General features: G+C 60.0%; 15 protein-coding genes and 3 pseudogenes. 7 read left to right on the top strand and 11 right to left on the bottom strand.

Annotated features, from left to right (window positions below; genetic code table 11):
- Positions 1-120: 120 nt before the first annotated feature.
- Together fba and SC318_RS24780 are read left to right on the top strand one after the other, a co-directional pair.
- Positions 121-1185: a class II fructose-bisphosphate aldolase gene (gene fba, locus SC318_RS24785; RefSeq protein WP_003234513.1), complete on the top strand. Its 1065-nt coding sequence runs from the start codon at positions 121-123 to the stop codon at positions 1183-1185.
- 800 nt (positions 1186-1985) lie between these two features.
- Complete coding sequence (locus SC318_RS24780; protein WP_320428817.1) at positions 1986-2447, top strand: DUF3757 domain-containing protein; 462 nt, start codon at positions 1986-1988, stop codon at positions 2445-2447.
- Positions 2448-2523: 76 nt separating this feature from the next.
- Here the strand turns inward: SC318_RS24780 and SC318_RS24775 are convergent.
- Positions 2524-2818: pseudogene (locus SC318_RS24775) on the bottom strand (fructose-bisphosphate aldolase).
- 484 nt (positions 2819-3302) lie between these two features.
- A pseudogene (locus SC318_RS24770) lies at positions 3303-3506 on the bottom strand (hypothetical protein); the annotation flags it as partial.
- Between the two features lie 298 nt (positions 3507-3804).
- Here SC318_RS24770 and SC318_RS24765 point away from each other — a divergent pair.
- Positions 3805-4221: a hypothetical protein gene (locus SC318_RS24765; protein WP_413817576.1), complete on the top strand. Its 417-nt coding sequence runs from the start codon at positions 3805-3807 to the stop codon at positions 4219-4221.
- A gap of 56 nt (positions 4222-4277) precedes the next feature.
- Here the strand turns inward: SC318_RS24765 and SC318_RS24760 are convergent, their stop codons facing one another.
- The gene (locus tag SC318_RS24760) at positions 4278-4943 is read right to left on the bottom strand and encodes a polysaccharide lyase family 7 protein (RefSeq protein WP_320428816.1); all 666 of its coding nucleotides are present in this window, start codon (positions 4941-4943) and stop codon (positions 4278-4280) included.
- 312 nt (positions 4944-5255) lie between these two features.
- Here SC318_RS24760 and SC318_RS24755 point away from each other — a divergent pair, with 312 nt between their 5' ends.
- The 3 genes from SC318_RS24755 to SC318_RS24745 are packed head-to-tail and all read left to right on the top strand — an operon-like array spanning position 5256 to position 8215.
- The gene (locus SC318_RS24755) at positions 5256-7358 is read left to right on the top strand and encodes a putative bifunctional diguanylate cyclase/phosphodiesterase (RefSeq protein WP_320428815.1); all 2103 of its coding nucleotides are present in this window, start codon (positions 5256-5258) and stop codon (positions 7356-7358) included.
- 42 nt (positions 7359-7400) lie between these two features.
- Entirely contained in the window at positions 7401-7901 is a 501-nt protein-coding gene (locus SC318_RS24750; protein WP_306490672.1) for a M48 metallopeptidase family protein, read from the top strand.
- A gap of 17 nt (positions 7902-7918) precedes the next feature.
- Positions 7919-8215: a winged helix-turn-helix domain-containing protein gene (locus SC318_RS24745; RefSeq protein WP_320428814.1), complete on the top strand. Its 297-nt coding sequence runs from the start codon at positions 7919-7921 to the stop codon at positions 8213-8215.
- Positions 8216-8311: 96 nt separating this feature from the next.
- On the opposite strand, the gene SC318_RS24740 is transcribed toward SC318_RS24745, so the two are convergent.
- Positions 8312-8764, bottom strand: coding sequence for a GNAT family N-acetyltransferase (locus SC318_RS24740; RefSeq protein WP_320428813.1), 453 nt, complete (start codon positions 8762-8764; stop codon positions 8312-8314).
- A gap of 198 nt (positions 8765-8962) precedes the next feature.
- Here SC318_RS24740 and SC318_RS24735 point away from each other — a divergent pair, with 198 nt between their 5' ends.
- A complete protein-coding gene (locus tag SC318_RS24735; protein ID WP_320428812.1) occupies positions 8963-9700 on the top strand; it encodes a substrate-binding periplasmic protein in 738 nt (245 codons plus the stop codon).
- 64 nt (positions 9701-9764) lie between these two features.
- Here the strand turns inward: SC318_RS24735 and yccS are convergent.
- The 7 genes and pseudogenes from yccS to SC318_RS24700 form a co-directional block, all read right to left on the bottom strand.
- A pseudogene (yccS, locus tag SC318_RS24730) lies at positions 9765-11967 on the bottom strand (YccS family putative transporter); the annotation flags it as partial.
- A gap of 227 nt (positions 11968-12194) precedes the next feature.
- Positions 12195-13373, bottom strand: a complete 1179-nt coding sequence (locus SC318_RS24725; RefSeq protein WP_320428811.1) for a BaiN/RdsA family NAD(P)/FAD-dependent oxidoreductase — start codon at positions 13371-13373, stop codon at positions 12195-12197.
- 161 nt (positions 13374-13534) lie between these two features.
- The gene (gene dbpA / locus SC318_RS24720) at positions 13535-14872 is read right to left on the bottom strand and encodes an ATP-dependent RNA helicase DbpA (protein ID WP_231982056.1); all 1338 of its coding nucleotides are present in this window, start codon (positions 14870-14872) and stop codon (positions 13535-13537) included.
- A 198-nt stretch (positions 14873-15070) separates the two neighbouring features.
- Positions 15071-16498 (bottom strand): multidrug transporter subunit MdtD, encoded by a 1428-nt coding sequence (gene mdtD / locus SC318_RS24715; RefSeq protein ID WP_320428810.1) that lies wholly within the window; start codon positions 16496-16498, stop codon positions 15071-15073.
- Positions 16499-16533: 35 nt separating this feature from the next.
- Complete coding sequence (locus SC318_RS24710) at positions 16534-17424, bottom strand: alpha/beta fold hydrolase (protein ID WP_320428809.1); 891 nt, start codon at positions 17422-17424, stop codon at positions 16534-16536.
- Between the two features lie 243 nt (positions 17425-17667).
- Positions 17668-18984 carry a TldD/PmbA family protein gene (locus SC318_RS24705; protein ID WP_320428808.1) on the bottom strand — a complete coding sequence of 439 codons (1317 nt, stop codon included), beginning with the start codon at positions 18982-18984 and terminating at the stop codon, positions 17668-17670.
- Complete coding sequence (locus SC318_RS24700; protein WP_320428807.1) at positions 18984-20426, bottom strand: TldD/PmbA family protein; 1443 nt, start codon at positions 20424-20426, stop codon at positions 18984-18986. The genes SC318_RS24705 and SC318_RS24700 overlap by 1 nt, the downstream gene beginning before the upstream one ends.
- Positions 20427-20622 lie beyond the last annotated feature (196 nt).

Here is a 20622-nt window from a genome sequence, read left to right as displayed (position 1 = left end):
ATCAGCAATAACGATTCAGCAGCACAAGGCTCAACCCCTTGATCTGCAATAACTTGAATAGCAGCCGCCGCTACGGCAGGCTTGCACGATTAACGACCCTCGACCGGGAGAGACAACACAATGGCACTTATCAGCATGCGTCAAATGCTGGACCACGCAGCCGAGTTCGGCTACGGCGTCCCAGCCTTTAACGTCAACAACCTTGAGCAGATGCGCGCCATCATGGAAGCCGCTGACAAGACCGACTCCCCAGTGATCGTCCAGGCTTCGGCCGGTGCCCGCAAATACGCCGGCGCGCCGTTCCTGCGTCACCTGATTCTCGCGGCCATCGAAGAATTCCCGCACATCCCGGTGTGCATGCACCAGGACCACGGCACCAGCCCTGACGTGTGCCAGCGCTCCATCCAGTTGGGCTTCAGCTCGGTGATGATGGACGGTTCCCTCGGCGAAGACGGCAAGACCCCAACCGACTACGAATACAACGTACGTGTTACCCAGCAAACCGTGGCCATGGCTCACGCCTGCGGCGTGTCGGTTGAAGGCGAACTGGGTTGCCTGGGCTCCCTGGAAACCGGCATGGCCGGTGAAGAAGACGGCATCGGCGCCGAAGGCGTGCTGGATCACAGCCAGATGCTGACCGACCCGGAAGAAGCCGCCGACTTCGTCAAGAAGACCCAAGTGGACGCCCTGGCCATCGCCATCGGCACCAGCCACGGCGCCTACAAGTTCACCAAGCCACCGACCGGCGACGTACTGGCCATTGACCGCATCAAGGAAATCCACAAACGCATCCCCAACACCCACCTGGTGATGCACGGTTCTTCCTCGGTACCGCAGGAGTGGCTGGCGATCATCAACCAGTACGGCGGCGACATCAAAGAAACCTACGGCGTACCGGTTGAAGAAATCGTCGAAGGCATCAAGCACGGCGTGCGCAAGGTCAACATCGACACCGACCTGCGCCTGGCCTCCACCGGTGCGATGCGTCGCCTGATGGCAACCAACCCGAGCGAGTTCGACCCGCGCAAATTCTTCGGCGCCACCGTGACCGCGATGCGTGATGTGTGTATTGCACGTTATGAAGCGTTTGGTACTGCCGGTAATGCTTCGAAGATCAAGCCGATCTCGTTGGAAGCGATGTATCAGCGGTATTTGAAGGGTGAGTTGAACGCTAAGGTCAACTGAATCTTGGGTGTTTAAAAAGAAGCCTGCAGCGATGCGGGCTTTTTTTTGGATGCGCATCCAGCGAACGTAAGGCGTTTGAAGTGTCCGTCATAGCGGACATGGTTATTTTTATCAGCAATAAATAGACCCTTCTTCATTATAAAAAATGCCCGCGCCTCAGGGTGCGGACATTTGCTTAATCAAACAGCAAAGCAGTGAGCTTTACATCGTTGAAATAAGACCGTCATTTGTTTTGTATATCTATAGAGTTACTCCAGGCTGACGTTGTGCTGTCGCCTGGGCTGACGTAACACCGAGCTTTAACTTTTACATTCCTATCTGTTGGAACGGTCAAGTCGCTAACCCATTGCCCATCTGGGCCAGCGACGCCTTTCCCATAGACAGTTTTCGTAGCATTAGCATCAACGATCTCAACGCTGTAATTGGGCTCTGCCGTTCCCCAGATTCGTGGGTGTGCGCCAAGTGGAGGAGGATAGGCGTCGGTGTTGACGGGATTGATGGTAGGTGTCTTTGCCATGATAATATTCCCTATTATGTTTGATAAAGGACAAGTTTAAAACGGCGCATTTTTAGTTTTGCCGTTTTTGTAAGGCTATAGATAGTTGGTCTGCATGAAACCTGTGAAGTATGACAGTGTCTTATACTATTTTGGAATTGAAGGTAAGTGGCGGTAGATAGACAGATAGGGCTCGAAATCTTGCGATTGAGTTAATTGTATTAAAAACTGTCAATGTTGACGGTATCGCCAGTTACCCATCTTTCGCATTCTTGGCTCACTCATCCAAGAAGGGGAACACGCTATGTCACATTCAACTCTTAAGTGGCGTCGGTTTTTTACGGCTGCGGGTGCGTGGTTGCTGATGGGGAATGGGCAGGCGGCGCAGTTGTCTTGTCCGGACTCTTCGACTATCAAGGTTGTGAACATTCAGTTTTCAGGTGGAGAGCAAGAGCAGCAATGGAACGGCGAACAGCTGGTTGACGATTATTCTGGAGCTGAGGGGTTCAAGTTCCTGGGCGCAGCGATCAAGCAAGGTGCAGACAGCGAAACGAAATTGCCTTATCACTATGTAATCTGTAATTACAGTGGGAAAGGCAAGGACGATTATTTGAGGTTGTCTCAGCGGTTTGTCTTGCCCCCCGTGGCTAAAGGTTCTGGTTGGAATGAGAATAAAGAGTGTGAAAATAGCAAAGTCACGGACTGTGCTTTTGAGCTGATGAACTCAAAGGGGCCTGCCAAGTTCACATTGCCTGTTCAGGAATAAGGGCGCGGGATTCTTTGTTCTTTCGTCGCCTAAGGAAAACCCGCAGCAATGCGGTTTTTTTTGGGCCAGATTTCGATCAGATCGGCAGTGATGTTTCGAATCCACGGTGTTCAATGACTCGAAACACATCACATACATCCTGCACCAGAATGCGTGCGGTATTGGCCAAGTGGTTCAGGTCGTGCTCTGCAAAATCCGGCAGGCTGGAGCAGGCCATCAGGTTGAGATGTTCAAGGGCGGCGTTGAGGCGCTCACGCAGGCAGGCGTGGAGGTCGAGGAGAGGGGGCGTCGCTGTCAACTAGCAGCACAGGGTAGTCGGTAGCGGTTTCGGTGCAGGGATGGAAGCGGCGGGGTGGTAGTTGTTGAGTCATGGCAAATATTCCTCGTATCTGAAAAGGACTACCGCCATTCGCTGCGAAACGAATTGGGTGGTAGCTGTGTGCGGGTTCGCAGACCGAGGATACGAGGAACCCGGCAGACCCGAAGGTCTCCCACACACAGCCACCATAAAACAGACGACGGGCGCCGAAGCGCTCATCGTTGTATTCATGATGCTTGGTTACACACGTATCGTTAGGGCTGCGAAACCCTATCGCTGTTCAGCCAGCGACGGGGCGAACTATAAGCGCCGGTTTGGCCGGCCGCAACGGTGCTGTAGGACGAGCACTGCACGCTCAGGCTACGCGATCCAAGTGTGGGAGGGGGCCCCCTCCCGCAGGTGGACTGCGGTGGGTCCAAGGCGTGGGAACGATCCTGGCCTTTATCGGATCTTGCCTACTCACTATCAGGCCGATCCGTTTTATTCGTAATCAATACCCAGCTTCGCAAGCGTCACCCTTGCCCCTTCATTACTGCGCGCCCGGCAAAGTTCGGCAGGCTGGAGCAGGCCATCAGGTTGAGGTGTTCAAGGACGGTGTTGAGGCGCTCGCGCAGGCAGGCGTGGAAGTTGAGCAGAGGGGCGTCGCTATCGACTAACAGCGCGGGGTAGTCAGTGGCGGTTTCGGTGCAGAAATAGAAACAGCATCCTGACTCATCGCAACAGTCGTGTAGGACGGGCAACGAATACCAAGCCACTGATGGACTGGTGTGGGAGCCGGGCTCCCCCAGGGATGAGCGGTGCGTTTAATAAAAGTTATGAGCCAGAGAATTGTTCTTGACTGATGGGGACGAATCTCACGATATGCCTAGGCTCCAGAATTAGCGTGCGGAGTCGCCATGCAGGTTTATCATCTTGTAAGTTTATATTCCCATGTAGTTCATCGCTTTCTGTTTTGTTTGTACGTCATTGAAAATGCGATTTTATTAATTGTGGATGCGCTAAAGTCGTTTTTTTATCGTGCGTTGAAAAAAGGTAATCATGGAGAAGTTAATGATGGGTTTTATTAAATATACTGGCGTTACTATGGCATTGCTAGCGGCAAGTTCTTTTGCATCTGTAAACGCCGAAAGTCGCATATTTACGGCGTCTATTGACAAGAACGGTGTGATCACAGCTCAATCTTCCAAGTGGTTGAAAGAAGTAAATTTAACCGCACAGCCCGACTATTTTTCGGAATACAAAGTCAGACTAGTTCCTGGCTCGTTTAAGAAGGCGCCTAGTTTCTGCACAGTCTCGGTGACGGACGTCAGTTCCAATGATCGGATTTTCTATGGGCATGCCAAGTTGGGCGGAGTTCCAAAAGTTGATTATATTAACGTACTCACGCTGATGGTCGGTGATGACAAACCGGCCGGTGACTCCTCGATGGACTTCCAGTTGATGTGCATAGAGTAAAATAATCAGCCAAGAGGCCCCGGGTTGCCGGGGCTTTTCGTTACTTTCTGGGTAGGTCACTCGTGATCAATATCCAGCTTCGCAAACGTCACCCGTGCGCCTTCCTTGCTATCCCCGCTGTTGTCCTGCACATACACCCCCGCCTTGAAATACAGCGGCTTGTCGGCCCATGCCGCGCCAATGCGTTCGTTCCACTCTCGGTCTGCGGCATACACGTTCAGTAGCCCGGCTTTGTTGAGGTTGATCACATAGGTGAAGCTCTTCTCCAGCGGCACGTTGGAGGCGACGGTGATCACCTGGCTCTCGGATTCGTCCGGGCGCATGCGTACTTTGGCGACGATGTTGCCGGTCTGGGTTTTCTCCTTGAATTGGTATTCCAGCTTGATCAGCGGTTTCTGGCTGTCGTAGGCGTGGATCTGGCCGATCACGATCTTGCCGCTGGAGGGCACTTGGTGGACCGTCAAGGTGGCGCGCAGGAAGTTGTCGGCTTCGGGGTAGGTCCAGTTGCGCAGGCGTCCGTCGGCGTAAGTTTCGCGCAATTCGCTGCGCGGGTAGATGGCGTTTTCGGTGCGGGTGCCTGTCACGGGTGTCCAGAACTGCACATCGCTGCCTTCGGCCTGGAAATACTGGTCATTGAAGCCGCTGAGCAGCTTGGGGGTTTCGATGGTCGTGGGCGGGGAGCCGACCGGAATGCTCAGGTTCCAGGTGGAAAGGTCGATCATGGTGTTGGCCTTATGGCGAGGGGTGAAAGCTTTAGCCCGAGGGCTGCACAGGTTCTTTATAGGTGGTGTTAACCAAATTGTTAAATATTGGTTGGCAATTTATTGGCGTCAGAAGAATGCCAAAAAGCCATATTGCCCGTGGGGCGTGGGCTGTGGAGCCTTACCGTTAGTCGGCTTCCCAGGCTTTGGCGCAATGATGGCATCGAGGTTACTTCTGCTTTTTTATAACCGGGGCTAGAGTGAGGCCTCATTATTTGTCCGGTTTTAAGTACCCGAAGTGACCGGTGCAGTTCCTTAAGGAAGAGACGTAGCATGGATTGCGCTCAAAACCTCGGCGACGGTTCAGTTCTCCTGGTGGTCGACGACTACCCGGAAAACCTCGTCAGCCTGTGTGCAGTGTTGCAGTGCGAAGACTGGCGCGTCATCACCGCCGCTTCCGGCCTGGAAGCCCTGGAACTGTTGCTGGTTCACGACGTCGACCTGGTGTTGCTGGACGTGCGAATGCCCGGTATGGATGGCTTCGAGGTGGCACGCCTGATGCGCGGGAGCCAGCGTACGAGCATGACGCCGATCATTTTTCTCACGGCCGATGCGCAGTCGTCCGACGCGGTGCTCAAAGGCTATGCCAGCGGTGCCATCGACTATCTGTTCAAGCCCTTCGATCCGCATATCCTCAGGCCCAAAGTGCAGGCGCTGCTGGAGCACCAGCGTAATCGCCGCGCCCTGCAGCGGCTGAGCCATGACCTGGAGCTCGCCCGGGCCTTCAATGCGTCGGTGTTGGACAACGCGGCCGAAGGCATTCTGGTGGTGGGCGAGGGCAGCGTGATTGAGTACGCCAACCCGGCTATTTCAAGGCTGCTCAATGCCACGATGGCGGAGCTGCAAGGCGAGAGTTTCCTGAGCTTCCTGCAAAAACCCCATGTGCCGGCCTGGTTGGGATTCCCGATGTATGAGGCCTATCGCAAGGGTGAAACATGGCGTTTGCACGACGCCATTTTGCGCACCAGTCGCGGTCAGCAGGTGCCGGTGGCGTTGTCCTGCGCGCCCCTGCCGGCCGAGCAGAAGGCGATGGTGGTGACGGTGCTGGACATGTCCGAGGTGCGTCATTTGCACCAGCAGCTGGAGTTCCAGGCGGTGACCGATCCGTTGACTGGGCTGCTGAATCGCCGCGGCTTCCACCAGACCGTGGAGAACATGTTGTTGCGCAGCGAGCGTAATGAGCAGTCGCTGGTGTTGCTGTACCTGGATCTGGATGGCTTCAAGCGCGTCAACGACACCTTGGGCCACGACGCCGGTGATCGCGTGCTGCGCTGGGTGTCTGAGCAGATGCAGGCGTGTTTGCGTTCGTACGACGTGCTGGGGCGCATGGGCGGGGATGAATTCACCGCTTTGCTGGAGCTGGAGTTTCCGGAGCAGGCGGCGAAGATCGCGGAAAAACTGATCGAACGGGTGTCTGTGTGCCAGCAGGTCGACGGTTTGGAGGTGATGCTGGGGGCCAGCATCGGTATTGCGACCTTCCCGGACTGCGGCTCGGACCTCAACGGCCTGCTACGCGCGGCGGACATCGCCATGTACGAAGCCAAGCGCGCTGGCCGTCAGCAGTATCGCTATTACGACCAGGAAATGAACGGTCGCGCCCGCTCACGCCTGATGCTGGAAGACAGCGTGCGCAGCGCGATTCAGAACAAGGAGTTCACCCTGGTGTACCAGCCTCAGGTGTCACTGGAGGACGGGCGCCTGCGCGGCGTCGAGGCGCTGCTGCGCTGGCAGCATCCGAGCGTTGGCGACGTGCCGCCGGGTTTGTTTCTGCCGTTGCTGGAAGAGGCACGGTTGATCAACCAGTTAAGCTCCTGGATTTATCAGCAGGTCGCTGCCCAGCGCCAGGCCTGGCAGGCGGCTTTCGATGACGAGCTGGTGCTGAGCGTGAGCCTGAGCAGCAGCCAGTTCAATATGCCTAACCTGGCCAGCCAACTGCGCGAAGTACTCGAACGACACGGGTTGCAGGGGCGGCAATTGGAAGTGGAAATCGGTGAAGATTGCCTGATGAGCAATCTTGAGGAATCGGTCAAGCAACTGAAGCTGCTGCGCGAACTTGGAGTACGTATCGCCCTGGATGACTTTGGCTGCGGTCGCTGTTCCCTTGCCCATTTGCGCGACCTGGCGTTCGACACGCTCAAGCTTGATCCACAGTTGGTGGCCCGCCTGCCAGGCTCGCCACGGGATGCCGCGATGGCACGCAGCATCATCGAACTGTGCGGGCATTTTGGTGTGCTGGTGATCGCGGAGGGCGTGCAAACCTTTGAACAGGCGCAGTGGCTCAAGGCCAATGGTTGCGCGTTTATCCAGGGCGCCTGGGCGGCGGCACCGCTGATGGCCGAGGACGTGGTCGGTTGGTCGCACCCTCACGCGCTGTGAATTCGCTACACTGGCGCCCGTTCGAGCCACGTTGCAGATCCCATGACCGCGTTGAAATACCTCCAGGCTTATCCCGCTGCGCTTCAGGAGCAAGTGCGCCAACTGATCGCCAAGGACCAGTTGGGCGCCTACCTGGAGCAGCGCTATCCCGAACGGCACGCCGTGCAGAGCGACAAGGCGCTGTACAGCTACGCCCTGGCCCTGAAGCAGGAGCACCTGCGCAATGCGCCGTCGATCGACAAGGTGCTGTTCGATAACCGCCTGGACCTGACCCACCGCGCGCTGGGTTTGCACACCACGATTTCGCGGGTGCAGGGCGGCAATCTCAAGTCCAAGAAAGAGATCCGCATCGCCGCGCTGTTCAAGGAAGCCGCCCCGGAGTTTTTGCGCATGATCGTGGTGCACGAGCTGGCGCACTTCAAGGAATCGGACCACAACAAGGCGTTCTATAAACTCTGCGAACACATGATGCCGGGCTACCATCAGGTGGAATTCGACCTGCGGGTGTACCTCACCTGGCGCGATTTGCAGGGCAAGCCCTAATCACAAGGCGATTGACCATGGATGTGAGCAAAACCAAGAGCAGCTTTTACCGCCGCCTGTATGTGGCGTACTTGATCGACAGCGGGCTGGCCAGCAGCGTCCCGGCGTTGACCGATGCCACCGGCATGCCCCGGCGCACGGCGCAGGACACCATTGCGGCATTGGCCGACCTGGATATCTTGTGTGAGTTCGAGCAGCAAGACGGTGCGCGCAACCATGCCGGGCATTATCGGATTCGTGATTGGGGCGCGATTGACCGGCGGTGGATCGAAGCAAATCTTGCGGCGATCAAGCAGGTGTTGGGTTATCCCTGAGGCAGGGGCTGGCTGGACTGGCGCCATCGGGGGCAAGCCCCCTCCCACATTTGATCTGTGAAACATGTGGGAGGGGGCTTGCTCCCGATGAGGCCCTCAAGCCCGCCGCATACCAATATGCGGAATGTCGTCTTCCAGGTATTCCTCTCCCGCCACTACAAACCCATACCGCCCGTAATATCCCTGCAAGTGCGCCTGGGCCGACAGAAAAATCGGTGTGTCGGGCCAGATCTTCTCGATCTGCCTGAGGGTCTCTTCCATCATCAGGTGTCCCAAGCCGGTGCCGCGCGCCGATGGCGCGACGATCACCCGGCCGATCACGACGTCGCCGCCCTGTGACTCCGGGTCCAGCAGGCGCAGGTAAGCCACCAGTTCATTGTCTTTCCAGGCCATCAAGTGGTGGGTATCGCCTGACAGGTCTTGCCCGTCAATGTCCTGATAAACGCATTTCTGTTCAACGACGAACACCTCGCCGCGCAGGCGCAGGATGGCGTAGAGCTGGTCCTTGCCCAGATCGTCGTGGTGTTTGCAGACCCAATCAACCGTCATGATGTGCGCTCTTGTTTAAGGCTTGGCTGGGATAGTAAGCGCGACGGGCGTTGCTGTCTAAAACCGGCGATTTTGTGAATGGCGTCAATTTGCCATCATTGAGTGCATGCGCGCCTGACTTCTTTGTGTAATAAACAATGCAGGCTCATTGATGAGCTACTGTTATCAGGCCATCGCCTGCCGCCAAGGACTTTAAGCATGCCGCGATATGCTCGTGCCGTTGCTTTGATCGCAGTGTTGTTGCTGGCTCAACCGGTATGGGCGCAGCGTTTGCGTCTGGTCGCGGATGGCTGGCCACCGTTTACCGATGTCACCTTGGTCAACGGCGGCCTGGCTACGGATATCGTCAGCACCGCGCTGGCTCGGGCGGGGTACGCCAGCGATTTTGAGCAAGTGCCTTGGGCGCGTGCGCTGAAGGGCGTGGGGGACGGGCACTACGACGTGCTGGTCAACGCCTGGTACGACGAAGCGCGCACACAGCTGGGCCAGTTTTCCGCGCAGTATTTGGTCAACCGTGTGCGCTTTATCAAGCGTCGCGATGACGCTATCGATTTTCAGGCGCTGGAACAGCTGCAGGATGAAAGCATCGCCGTGGTGCGCGGTTATGCCTATTCCACGGCGTTCGACCAGGATGCGCAGTTACAGAAAGTCCCGGTGCATAACTTCGCCATGGCCGTGCGTATGCTGGTAGCCAAGCGCGTGCGGCTGACGCTGGAGGATGAATACGTGGCGCGCTATTACCTGGCGCGGGAGTCGCCCAGGGTGCGCAATGCCGTGGAGTTCCTGGGCAAGCCGCTGAGCGAGAACAGCCTGCATATCCTGGTCAGCCTGAAAAACCCCGAACATGCGCAGATCGTTGCCGACTTTGATCGGGAGATCGCCTTGATGAAGGCCGATGGCAGTTATGCGAAATTGCTCAAGGCGCATGGGATGTAGCGCTCTTGTGGGCCAATCGGGGGCAAGCCCCCTCCCACATTGGAATGCGATCAATGTGGGAGGGGGCTTGCCCCGATAGCGGCCTAAGCCGCACCGGTATCCTTGATCAGATGCGCCGCCAACGTCCGCAACGGCCCCAACTGCCGACAGATCAACGCCAACTGCGTTTGCACCAGCCGCTGGCCTTCATCGATCTCATCCGGCATCTGCTCAAGCTGCGCCGCCAGGGCTTCCTCGTCATCACTCTGGATCGCAATCGGCTGCTTGTTGGCAAGACCCGTGGCGATTTCATCGATGCTCGCCGCCAGGCTGTTGCCCGCTTCTTCAATCAACTGCTCGCGCACTTCGGCCGGTAGCTGGGTGTCGCGGTGCGCGCCAAGGCCCGACAAATAGCTGAGCAGGGTGTGCGACAACACCAGGAACCGGAAGCCCACATCCGCCTCCTTACGGAAATGCCCAGGCTCCATCAGCATATTCGCCAGGGTGGTGGACAGCGCAGCGTCGGCGTTATGCGCATTGCGCCGGGCCAGGCGGTAGGCCAGGTCGTCGCTCTTGCCGGCGGCGTACTGCTGCATGATCTGGCGCAGGTAGATGCTGTTGCAGGTCAGGGTGTTGGCCAGCACTTTGTTCAGGCGTCGGCCTTGCCAGTCAGGCAGGAACAGGAACACCGCCAGGCCCGCGATCAGGCTGCCAAGCAGGGTATCGAACAGGCGTGGCAGGAACAGCCCGTAACCATCGCCCACCTGGTTGAAGCAGAACAGCACCATCAAGGTGATCGCCGCCGTGGCCAGGGTGTAGCGGGTGGTGCGGTTGATAAAGAACACCAGGCCAGCGGCGATGGCGAACATCGACTGCACCACCGGGCTTGGAAACAGATCGAATAGCGCCCACGCCACCGTCAGGCCGATGGCGGTGCCGATGATCCGCTGGCCGAGCTTGCGGCGCGTCGCACCGTAGTTCGGTTGGCAAACAAAGAGCGTGGTGAGGATGATCCAGTAGCCCTGGGAAGCGTGGATGGCATGCAGGGTGGCGTAGCCCACGGTCAGCGCCAGAGACAGGCGCAAGGCGTGGCGAAACAGCAGCGAGGTGGGCGTGAGCTGGGTGCGCAGGCGCGTCCACATTTCCTTGAGGTTGCGTGGGGCGCGGTCCAGCAGGTTGCTGTCGGTGGCGTCGGCCAGGGCGTCGGGGTTGCTCGCGTCGCCCAGCAACCGGTCGAGGGTGGACAAGTTGGCGGCCAGGGCGCGCAACGAGCGCAGCAGGCCGCGCCAGGCCGGGTTGCTCTGGATACGCAGGTGTTCCAGGGAAGCGTTCAAGTCGCCCAGGGCTTCGGCGAAGCTGTCGTCATAAATGAATGGCTGGCGCAGCTGGATCGACTCGGCCAGGGTCTGGCAGGCCTTGCCTTGCTGGCGCAGCAGGCGCTGGCAGCGAAACAGCACGTCGCTGTGGAAGAAGGCCTCGGCCAGGGCGTTATACGGGTAGTGGGACGAACTGGCGCGCTCGTGGATGTCCTGGGCCAGGAAGTACAGTTTCAGGTAACGGCTGACCTTGGAGCCCGGTCGGCCATTGCCCACGCGATGCAGGATGATTTCCTTGGCGGCGTTCAGGGCGGCGACAACCCGGCCGTTCTGCTGGGCCAGTTCCAGGCGCCGCGCTTCTACGTCCAACTGGCGGATCGGCTCGAACAGCGATGACTTGAGCTTGAGATAACGTCCCAGCTCGCGGAACAAGCGCGCCAGGCTCTGTTGCACCGGCTGGTTGGAAAACAGCGCCTGCCACAGCACCGACAGCACGCCGTACCACGCCGCGCCCGCCACCAGCAGCAGCGGTTCGTGCCAGAAATCACTCACGGCACCGCCGCGCTGGTCCACGCCGATCATGGTATAGACCGACAGGATCAAGGTGGCCGAGGCAATCGCGCCATAGCGTTCGCCCAGCGCGCCGAGCATGGTCAGGCCGAACGTGGCCAGGGCCAGGGAGACCGCGAAAATCCAGGGGTAAGGGAACAGCAGCTCCACTGACAGCGCGGCAATGCTGAAGCACACCAGCGTCACCGCCAGGGCGTTGAGACGGCCTTGCCAACTGTCATCGGTCTCGGCCAGGGCGCTGGCGATAATCCCCAGGAACAGCGGAATCAACAACGTCATTTCATCCTGATACCAGCACAACGCCATGCTGCCGGTAAGGGCGATGAATACCCGAATGCTGTAGCTGAATTTATCCAGTGCCCACAGGCGTCGCAGGGACTGCTTGAACGAGGTCGATGACATGAAGTCTGGAGTCTTCCGGGACGGTGTCGCTAAATTGAGCTATCAAGGACGCCACGGCAAGGGTGGTGATCACATCGATGCGCAAAATATTTCCCTGGCTGACTGCGCAATAGAATGTGGGAGGGGGCTTGCCCCCGATGGCGGTGTGTCAGTCACCCGATGAGTTGACTGGTCCACCGCTATCGGGGGCAAGCCCCCTCCCACATTTGACCGAGTACATTCTTGGGTCAGACGTACTGTGCCGCGGCGTAGCCTGACGCCCAGGCCCACTGGAAGTTGAACCCACCCAAGTGCCCGGTCACATCCAGCACTTCACCGATAAAGTACAACCCTGGGCTTTTCAGCGACTCCATGGTCTTGGAAGACACTTCGCGCGTATCCACCCCGCCCAGGGTCACCTCGGCGGTGCGATAGCCCTCCGTGCCCGCCGGCACCAGTTGCCAGCTGCCGAGTTTCTGTGCGATGTCGGCGATTTCGGCGTGGGTGTACTGCTTCATCGGCTTGGACGCAAACCAGGTGTCCGCCAGCAGGTTGGCCATCTTCTTGGTAAAGATTTCGCCCAGCAAGGTTTTCAGCTCGCTGTTGGGGCGCTCGGCCTGTTGCTGTTGCAGCCAGGTGTGGGCGTCGTGGTCGGGCAGCAGGTTGATTTCCAGCGTGTCGCCGGATTCCCAGTAGGAGGAAATCTGCAGGATCGCCGGCCCGCTCAGGCCGCGATGGGTAAACAGGATGTTCTCGCGAAAGCTCTGGCCGTTGCAGCTGACCAGGCAATCCACCGAGGTGCCGGACAGCTCGCTGCACACGTCCTTGAGCTGATCGGTGATGGTGAACGGCACCAGGCCCGCGCGGGTCGGCAGCAGTTCATGGCCGAATTGCCTGGCCACCTGATAACCGAAACCGGTGGCGCCCAGGGTCGGGATCGACAAGCCGCCCGTGGCAATCACCAGGGACTCGCAGCGCAGTTCACCCAGGGTGGTCTGCAACTGATAGCCGCCGTCGTGTTTGGCGATTGCCTGGATGGAGGTGTCCAGGTGCAGGCTCACACCGGTCTGGATGCACTCGTCGAGCAGCATGCCGAGGATGTCGCTGGACTTGTTATCGCAGAACAACTGGCCAAGTTTCTTTTCGTGGTACGGCACGCCGTGCTTGGCCACCAGCCCGATGAAATCCCACTGGGTGTAGCGCGCCAGGGCGGACTTGCAGAAGTGCGCGTTGTGCGAAAGGAAGTTGGCCGGCTCGGTGTACATATTGGTGAAGTTGCAGCGCCCGCCACCGGACATCAGGATCTTTTTGCCGGCCTTGTTCGCATGGTCGATCAGCATCACCTCGCGCCCGCGCCCGGCGGCGGTGAGTGCACACATCAGGCCCGCGGCGCCAGCGCCAATGATCACAACTTCGGTCGAGCGCAAAACAGTGTCCTCATACAAAAATTCTGAATTGAAATACAGTCAAATGTGGGAGGGGGCTTGCCCCCGATTGCGGTGTGTCAGTCAGAAATAGTCCAACTGACAGGCCGCTATCGGGGGCAAGCCCCCTCCCACATTGGATCTTCATGGGGGCGCAGATCGTGTTACAGGATCCGCACGCGCAACGAACGGCCCTTGATCTTGCCGTCGTTCAAGCGCTGCAGCGCCTGCTTGGCGATCCCGCGTTCCACGGCGACGAAGGCCTGGAAGTCGAAAATCGCGATCTTGCCGACCTGGGCCCCAGGGATGCCAGCATCACCTGTCAGCGCGCCAAGAATGTCGCCTGGGCGGACTTTGTCTTTGCGCCCGGCGGCGATGCACAGGGTGCTCATCTGCGGCAACAGCGGACCACCGCCTTGCGGCTTGAGGTTGTCCAACTGGTCCCAGTTCAACGGCGACTTCTGCAGTTGCTCGATGGCTTGGGCACGGTGCGCTTCGGACGGCGCCACCAGGCTGATGGCGATGCCAGTCTCACCCGCGCGACCGGTACGGCCTACACGGTGGATATGGATTTCCGAGTCGCGGGCCAGTTCGACGTTGATCACCATGTCCAGCGCGTCGATGTCCAGGCCACGGGCAGCCACGTCGGTGGCCACCAGCACCGAGGTGCTGCGGTTGGCGAACATGGCCAGCACCTGGTCACGGTCGCGCTGCTCCAGGTCGCCATGCAGGCCAACGGCGGAAATGCCCTTGGCGGTCAGGTGATCCACGGTTTCCTGCACTTGCTGCTTGGTAAAGCAGAACGCCACGCACGACGCCGGGCGGAAATGCGCCAGCACCTTGGTCACCGCGTCCATGCGCTCTTCTGGCGAGATCTCGTAGAAACGCTGCTCGATCTGGTCGTCGGAGTGGAAGGCTTCGGCCTTCACCTGTTGCGGCGCGCGCATGAACTTGGAGGCCAGTTGCTTGATGCTCACCGGGTAGGTGGCCGAGAAGAGCAGGGTCTGGCGGCGTGGCGGGGTCTTGCTGATGATGTCTTCGATGGCGTCGTAGAAACCCATGTCGAGCATGCGGTCGGCTTCATCGAGGATCAGCGTGTTCAAACCGTCCAGTACCAGCGAGCCCTTGCGCAGGTGCTGCTGGATACGGCCCGGGGTGCCGACGATCACGTGGGCGCCGTGCTCAAGGGAAGCGATCTGCGGGCCGAGGGACACGCCACCGCACAGGGTCAGCACCTTGATGTTGTCTTCGGCGCGGGCCAGACGACGGATTTCCTTGGCCACCTGGTCGGCCAGCTCGCGGGTCGGGCACATCACCAGGGCCTGGCAACCGAAGTAGCGCGGGTTGATCGGGTTCAGCAGGCCGATACCGAAGGCCGCGGTCTTGCCGCTGCCGGTCTTGGCCTGGGCGATCAGGTCCAGTCCCTTGAGGATCACCGGCAAGCTCTGCGCCTGGATCTGCGTCATCTCGACATAACCCAGCGAGTCGAGGTTAGCCAGCATGGCGGCGGACAGGGGCAAAGTATTAAAAGCGGTGGCGATGGTGGTCACGGGACTGGCTCTGCAAAACAAAATGTCGCGCAGTGTAACAGGCCCCCTTGGATTTCTTTGTATGTTCTCGACGAGGCGTAGGGGGCCAGCGGCAAGTTACGAGCTGCAAGCGACAAGCTTGAAGCTTACAACTTGAAGCTTGCAGCTGCTTCAATGCTCCAGATCGTGCTCGCGGCTGACCACCCGCTTGCCGTCTTTTGGCGACAGCTGCAGGAAGATCGCCGCCGCCAGCATGGCCATGATGCCCACCGTGAGGAACGTCAGCTGGAACGCGCCCAGCACCGTGTTGACCCCATCGTTGCCGGTCTCCAAGGTAAACCCGCCGAGCAGCGCACCGGCGCAGGCCACGCCCAGGCTCAGGGACAGTTGCGCCACCACCGACAGCAGACTGTTGCCGCTGCTGGCCTGGGCGTCGTCGAGGTCGATCAGCGTCACGGTGTTCATCGCGGTAAATTGCAGGGAGTTGATCGCGCCCAGCACCGCGAGCATGCCCAGCAGCAAGGGGTAGGGCGTCTGTTCGCTGACCAGGCCCATGCTCGCCAGCATGGCGCCCAGGGCCAGGGTGTTGCCGGTGAGCACCACGCGATAACCCAGGCGCTCGATCAGCGGGCGGGCGATGGACTTGGCAAACATCGCCGCCGCCGCGAGCGGCAGCATGCTCATGCCGGCTTCCGATGGCGAATAACCCAGCGCCACCTGCAACAGCAACGGCACCAGAAACGGCAGGGCGCCGCTGCCCAGGCGCGCGAACAGGTTGCCGAGGATGCCCACGGCAAAGGTGCGGGTCTTGAACAGTACCGGCGAGAACAGCGGGTTATCGACATGCCCGGCGCGCAGCCAGTACGCCGCCAGGCACGCCAGGCCACCGAACAGCAGCAACATCACCCGCAGGTGCGGCAAGTGCAGTTCGCCCAGGCCCTCCATGGCGATGGTAATCAGCACCATTGCCGCGCCGAACAGCAAAAAACCCAGGCCATCGAAGCGCGTGCGCTCACTGCCGCGCAGGTCGGGGATAAACTTCCACACGGCATAGCAGCCGATCATGCCCACCGGCAGGTTGATCAGGAAGATCCAGTGCCAGGTCAGGTATTGCACCATCCAGCCGCCCATGGTCGGGCCGAGCAACGGGCCCAGCAGGCCGGGGATCGTTATGAAACCCATGATCCGCACCAGCTCCGAGCGGGGATAGGCACGCAGCACCACCAGGCGTCCGACCGGCAGCATCAGCGCCCCGCCCAGGCCCTGGATAATCCGCGCGCCCACCAGCATGCTCAAGCTGCTGGACAGGGCGCACAGCAGCGACCCGATGCTGAATAGCAGGATCGCGCCAAAGAAGATTTTTTTCGTGCCGAAGCGATCGGCGATCCAGCCCGATGCCGGAATCAGCAAGGCGACGGTGAGCATGTAGGCGATCACCACCCCCTGCATGCGCAGCGGGTTTTCCGCCAGGTCCCGGGCCATGGCCGGCAGCGCCGTGTTGAGGATCGTCCCGTCCAGCGACTGCATGAAGAAGGCAATCGCTACCACCCAGGGTAGCCAGCGGGCGGTCTTGGCGTCGAGAGGGGCACGATTCGGCATGGGATCCCTTTTGTTAGCAGGCTATGTGTCGGCGATTATGCGCCATTCATCGCCCGTTTTCCCACTGGCGGTTGGTCTAACTCCGACATTACGGCGTGCTCGTCCAGCAAAAAATCCAGCAAGGCGCGATGCACCGCCAGCGCCGCTTCCTGCGATTCCAGGTCGAGCAGATGTCCGGTGTGTTCGGCCACGGCGAAACTGCTGCGCCCTACATAATCGCTGAACCCTCGCGCATCGTCGGCGGGTGTGTACGCGTCCAGCGCACCGTTGAGAAAGTGCACCGGCGTTTCAATCTGCCTCAGTGCCGGCAAGTAATTGCCGTCGCCCAGCGACAGCACCTGATGGATGTGAAAGCGCGCCTGGCGATACTCGGTGGTAGCCATGTTCGACAGATGGCGGTGGTTGTTGCGCTTGAGGCGCGGCGACAGGTATCTGCCGACCGTTTCGTTGAGCAGATCGCCGACGGCTGATTTGTCATCGGCCTCGATCAATACGCGTACGCGCTCCACATATTCGAGCATCGCCGGGTTGAGGTTGGGCGCGAGGGCCATCACCACCGAGCTTTCGATGGACGGCGGGTTATGGGCCAGGGTCAGCAGCGTGGAGATGCCACCCCACGAGGCCGAGACCAGATGGTTGACGGCAAAGCGCTCCACCAGCGCTCGCAGCATCTGCACTTCGTCGTCCTTGGTCACCAGCTCGAGGTCGGTGTTGTGTTCGCGGGAAGATCCGGAGAACGGCAGGTCGAACAGCAGCACATTGAAGTGCTCGGCCAGGCATTTGCTGGTGCGGGCAAAGGAGCGCGTGGTGGACAGCGCGCCGTTGACCATCAGCACGGTCTTTCTGTGGGGGGCGTTGCCCAGTCGCTCTACGTGGACGTTGTAGTGTTTGTACAGCTTCTGGATGACGAAACTTCCCTGGTTCATCGCAGCACTCCCTGTGGTATGGCGGTACGCCACTATTCCTTATATCGGGGTTTTTTGCGGGCGACAACAGGCTGCGGGGGGTATCGGAATGAACGGTAGGAAGGGGCTTAGCGAAGTGTGCGAAATGGACACAAGACAATGTGGGAGGGGGCTTGCCCCCGATAGCGGTGTGTCAGTCGATAAATACTTGGCTGATCCACCGCCATCGGGGGCAAGCCCCCTCCCACATTGGATGTGTGGTGCTTAGAGGGTGAGTGTCAGGCGTTTGACCAGTGCGCCAGGAAGCAGGTTGGACGCGGTGTTGCGTTGACCGTAGGTACTGGCCGACAGCAACAGCTCCCGTTCAGCGGTCAACGCTTCCAGCTGCGAGCCGAGCAAGCTGTACACGCTGTCATCAAAGCGCATGGTGCTGACCGGTGCCTTGATTTCGCCGTCTTCCACCCAGAACGTGGCGAAGCGGGTCATGCCGGTCAGGCGCGCCGCAGGCAGGTCGGAGTAGTTCAGGTACCACAGGTTGCTGATGTATAACCCGGTGCCCAACTGCTTGAGAATGTCGGCCTGGGCCAGGTTGCCGGCGGCCATTTGCAGGGCGCTGGGAGATTCGTCGCCGCTGGCGCCGTTGGCGCTCAAGCCATATTCGGCGGCGCTGCGCGAGTTGACCAGTTGGCCCTCGGCGCGGCCGGCATTGATCAACCTGACGTCGCTGCGCGGGTAGCCTTCGGTGGAAAATGCCTGGCTCAGCGAGCCGCTGATCTGTTCGTTCACCGTCACCAGCGGGCTCAGGTGGTGTTCCCCGGCATACAGGCGTTGCAGCGAGCTGCCTTTGCTGGCGATGGCCTGCGCGGAAAAACCGCCCCAGGTGATGATGCTGATGATCTCTTCCAGCGCCGCCGGCGCGAGGTAGGCGCGGTACTGTCCGGGCGCCAGCGGGTGCAACGGTCGGCCAAGGAACTCAAGCTGGTCACGCGCCTGCTGGACGCGCCGGGCGAACTCGACACTGTCCCAGGTATGCCCGGCATAGCTGGCCTTGACCGCTTCGCCATTGGCATGGAACAGGCTGAAATCGAAGTTGAAACTATTGGCCTGGTGCCAGCCGAACGCCCCGTCGGAGCTGGCAAAGCCACGGCTGATGGGGCCTGCGGCATAAAAACCGACCAGGTCCACGCCTTCTGCGGCCTGGCTGATGTCCTGCAACACCTGGGGCAGTTCCGGCAGTGGCCGCAGTTGTTCGTTATGGCTTTGCCAAGCAGTGTGGTTGAGCAGCAGGTAAGGGTCCGGCGGCAGCAATGGCAAGGTTTCACGCAACTGTTGCAGGCCTGCGGCGAGGCGATCACGGTCCAGCTGCGGGTCACCGGCCAGGGTGATGCCAAGGTCGGCATGGCGGCCGGCGTTGATCAACTTGAGGTTGAGGCTGGCCTGTTGCACCTGCCCGGCCTGGCGGACCTGGGCGTGGTTGAAGCGCACGAACTCGGACGCTTCGTCCGCGTAGCCCAGGTGAAATTGTTCCTGATCGGTGACGGCCTGCTTGAGCCAGTCCACCAGTGCCTTGAAATTATTCATCAGGCATCTCCCCCAAATACGTCGACGTTACTGAACACACACGCAGGCGATGCATGGCCGACGCGGATCACCTGGTTGGGTTCGCCTTTGCCGCAGTTGGGCGTGCCCAGCACCTTGAAGGTGCTGGCGTCGCCTACCGCGCTGAGCTTGCGCCAGAACTGCGCGGAAATGGCGCGGTAGTTGGGGTTCTTCACCACGCCTTTGAGCTCGCCGTTTTCGATCAGTTGGCCCCATTCGCAGCCGAACTGGAATTTGTTGCGCGCGTCATCGATGGACCAGGAACGGTTGGTCGACATCAGGATGCCGTGCTCGATACCGCCGATCAGTTGCGTCAGGCTCTGGTCGCCGGCCTCGATATTGAGGTTGGCCATGCGGTCGATCGGCGGGCGGTTCCAGCCGCTGGCCCGGCTGTTGGCCACACCGCCCAGCCCCGCGCGAAATTGCGACAACGCGCCGCCCAACGGCTTGAGCAGCAGCCCTTCGCGGATCAGGAACTGCTTGCTGGCTCGGGTGCCGTCGTCGTCGTGGCTGTAACTGGCGAGCTGTTCGGGAATGTCCGGGTCGAACGTCACATTGAGCAGCTTGGAGCCATACTGCAGGTGGCCGAAATCGCTGGCCTTCACGAAGCTGGTGCCGGCGTAGTTACGCTCGTCGCCGAGGATGCGGTCCAGCTCCAGCGGGTGGCCGATGGACTCGTGGATCTGCAGGATCATCTGGTCGGGCATCAGCAGCAGGTCACGCGGTCCCTGGGGCGTGTTCGGTGCGAGCAGCAGTTGCAGGGCCTCGTCGGCCACCCGTGGCGCGGCGCCGATCAGGCCGAAGCGGCTGATCACGTCGAACCCGCCCTGCTGGCCGAAGTTGCTGCCGCCGAGGGTGCGGGTCTGGCTGTCGTTGCCATCGAAGGCGGTGACGTTGACGCCGGGGAACACAAAACGCTGGGCCTGGCGCAATTGGGCGCCGGCACTGTTGAGGTAGATCTGTTCGACCGTGGTCTGGCCGAGGCTCACGTCCCAGCTCACCAGGCGCTCATCCCTGGGCACCGCAGCCGACTCATCGCCCAGCAGTTGGTAGCAGTCGCTCAGGGACGGGAAGGGCTGGTCGAGGTGGGGGGACAGGTAATCGGCCACATCACTGGACACCGCTTGCTCGCGCAGGTCGAGCAGGGCGTGGGGCTTGATTCGCCGGGCCTGTTGTTCGGCGCGTTCGAGGGCGGCTTGCAGGCCGGCCAGGGAAATATCGTTGGTCGCAGCATAAGCTTCCACGCCGTTGACACGCACGGTGAGCATGGCGCCTTCGTCGTGGCTCAGGTGCGGCGGTTCGGCGACGTTCTTGCGTACCGACAGGTAACGGCCGGATTCGCGCACGTAGCGCAGGGAGAAGAATGGGGCAGTGGTGCGCAGGGCACTGAAGTGTTTCTTGAGCGTGGCGTGGTGTTCGAACATGGGGCCTTCCTTGTGGGCGGCTCAGCGCGGGGCAGGCCAACAGAGTAGGCCCGGGCTGGGGAGCTATCAAGGAGGGATGTGGTGTTTGTTGGGGCCTCATCGGGGGCAAGCCCCCTCCCACATTTGACTGTATTTACACCTTTAAACGTGTGAGCGCAGTCAGTGTGGGAGGGGGCTTGCCCCCGATAGCGGTGTA

The sequence above is a fragment of the Pseudomonas sp. MUP55 genome, assembly GCF_034043515.1.
GTDB lineage: Bacteria > Pseudomonadota > Gammaproteobacteria > Pseudomonadales > Pseudomonadaceae > Aquipseudomonas.
The sequence above is the reverse complement of the archived record's forward strand: the minus strand, read 5'-3'. Positions and strand labels throughout refer to the sequence as shown.

Bases quoted from the DNA above. Each gene is read 5' to 3' on its own strand.
- SC318_RS24700 (WP_320428807.1), bottom strand. From the start codon at position 20,426: ATGTTCGAACACCACGCCACGCTCAAGAAACACTTCAGTGCCCTGCGC.
- SC318_RS24745 (WP_320428814.1), top strand. From the start codon at position 7,919: ATGGATGTGAGCAAAACCAAGAGCAGCTTTTACCGCCGCCTGTATGTG.
- SC318_RS24710 (WP_320428809.1), bottom strand. From the start codon at position 17,424: ATGAACCAGGGAAGTTTCGTCATCCAGAAGCTGTACAAACACTACAAC.
- mdtD (WP_320428810.1), bottom strand. From the start codon at position 16,498: ATGCCGAATCGTGCCCCTCTCGACGCCAAGACCGCCCGCTGGCTACCC.
- SC318_RS24735 (WP_320428812.1), top strand. From the start codon at position 8,963: ATGCCGCGATATGCTCGTGCCGTTGCTTTGATCGCAGTGTTGTTGCTG.
- SC318_RS24705 (WP_320428808.1), bottom strand. From the start codon at position 18,984: ATGAATAATTTCAAGGCACTGGTGGACTGGCTCAAGCAGGCCGTCACC.
- fba (WP_003234513.1), top strand. From the start codon at position 121: ATGGCACTTATCAGCATGCGTCAAATGCTGGACCACGCAGCCGAGTTC.
- SC318_RS24740 (WP_320428813.1), bottom strand. From the start codon at position 8,764: ATGACGGTTGATTGGGTCTGCAAACACCACGACGATCTGGGCAAGGAC.
- SC318_RS24750 (WP_306490672.1), top strand. From the start codon at position 7,401: ATGACCGCGTTGAAATACCTCCAGGCTTATCCCGCTGCGCTTCAGGAG.
- SC318_RS24780 (WP_320428817.1), top strand. From the start codon at position 1,986: ATGTCACATTCAACTCTTAAGTGGCGTCGGTTTTTTACGGCTGCGGGT.
- SC318_RS24765 (WP_413817576.1), top strand. From the start codon at position 3,805: ATGGAGAAGTTAATGATGGGTTTTATTAAATATACTGGCGTTACTATG.
- SC318_RS24755 (WP_320428815.1), top strand. From the start codon at position 5,256: ATGGATTGCGCTCAAAACCTCGGCGACGGTTCAGTTCTCCTGGTGGTC.
- dbpA (WP_231982056.1), bottom strand. From the start codon at position 14,872: ATGCTGGCTAACCTCGACTCGCTGGGTTATGTCGAGATGACGCAGATC.
- SC318_RS24760 (WP_320428816.1), bottom strand. From the start codon at position 4,943: ATGATCGACCTTTCCACCTGGAACCTGAGCATTCCGGTCGGCTCCCCG.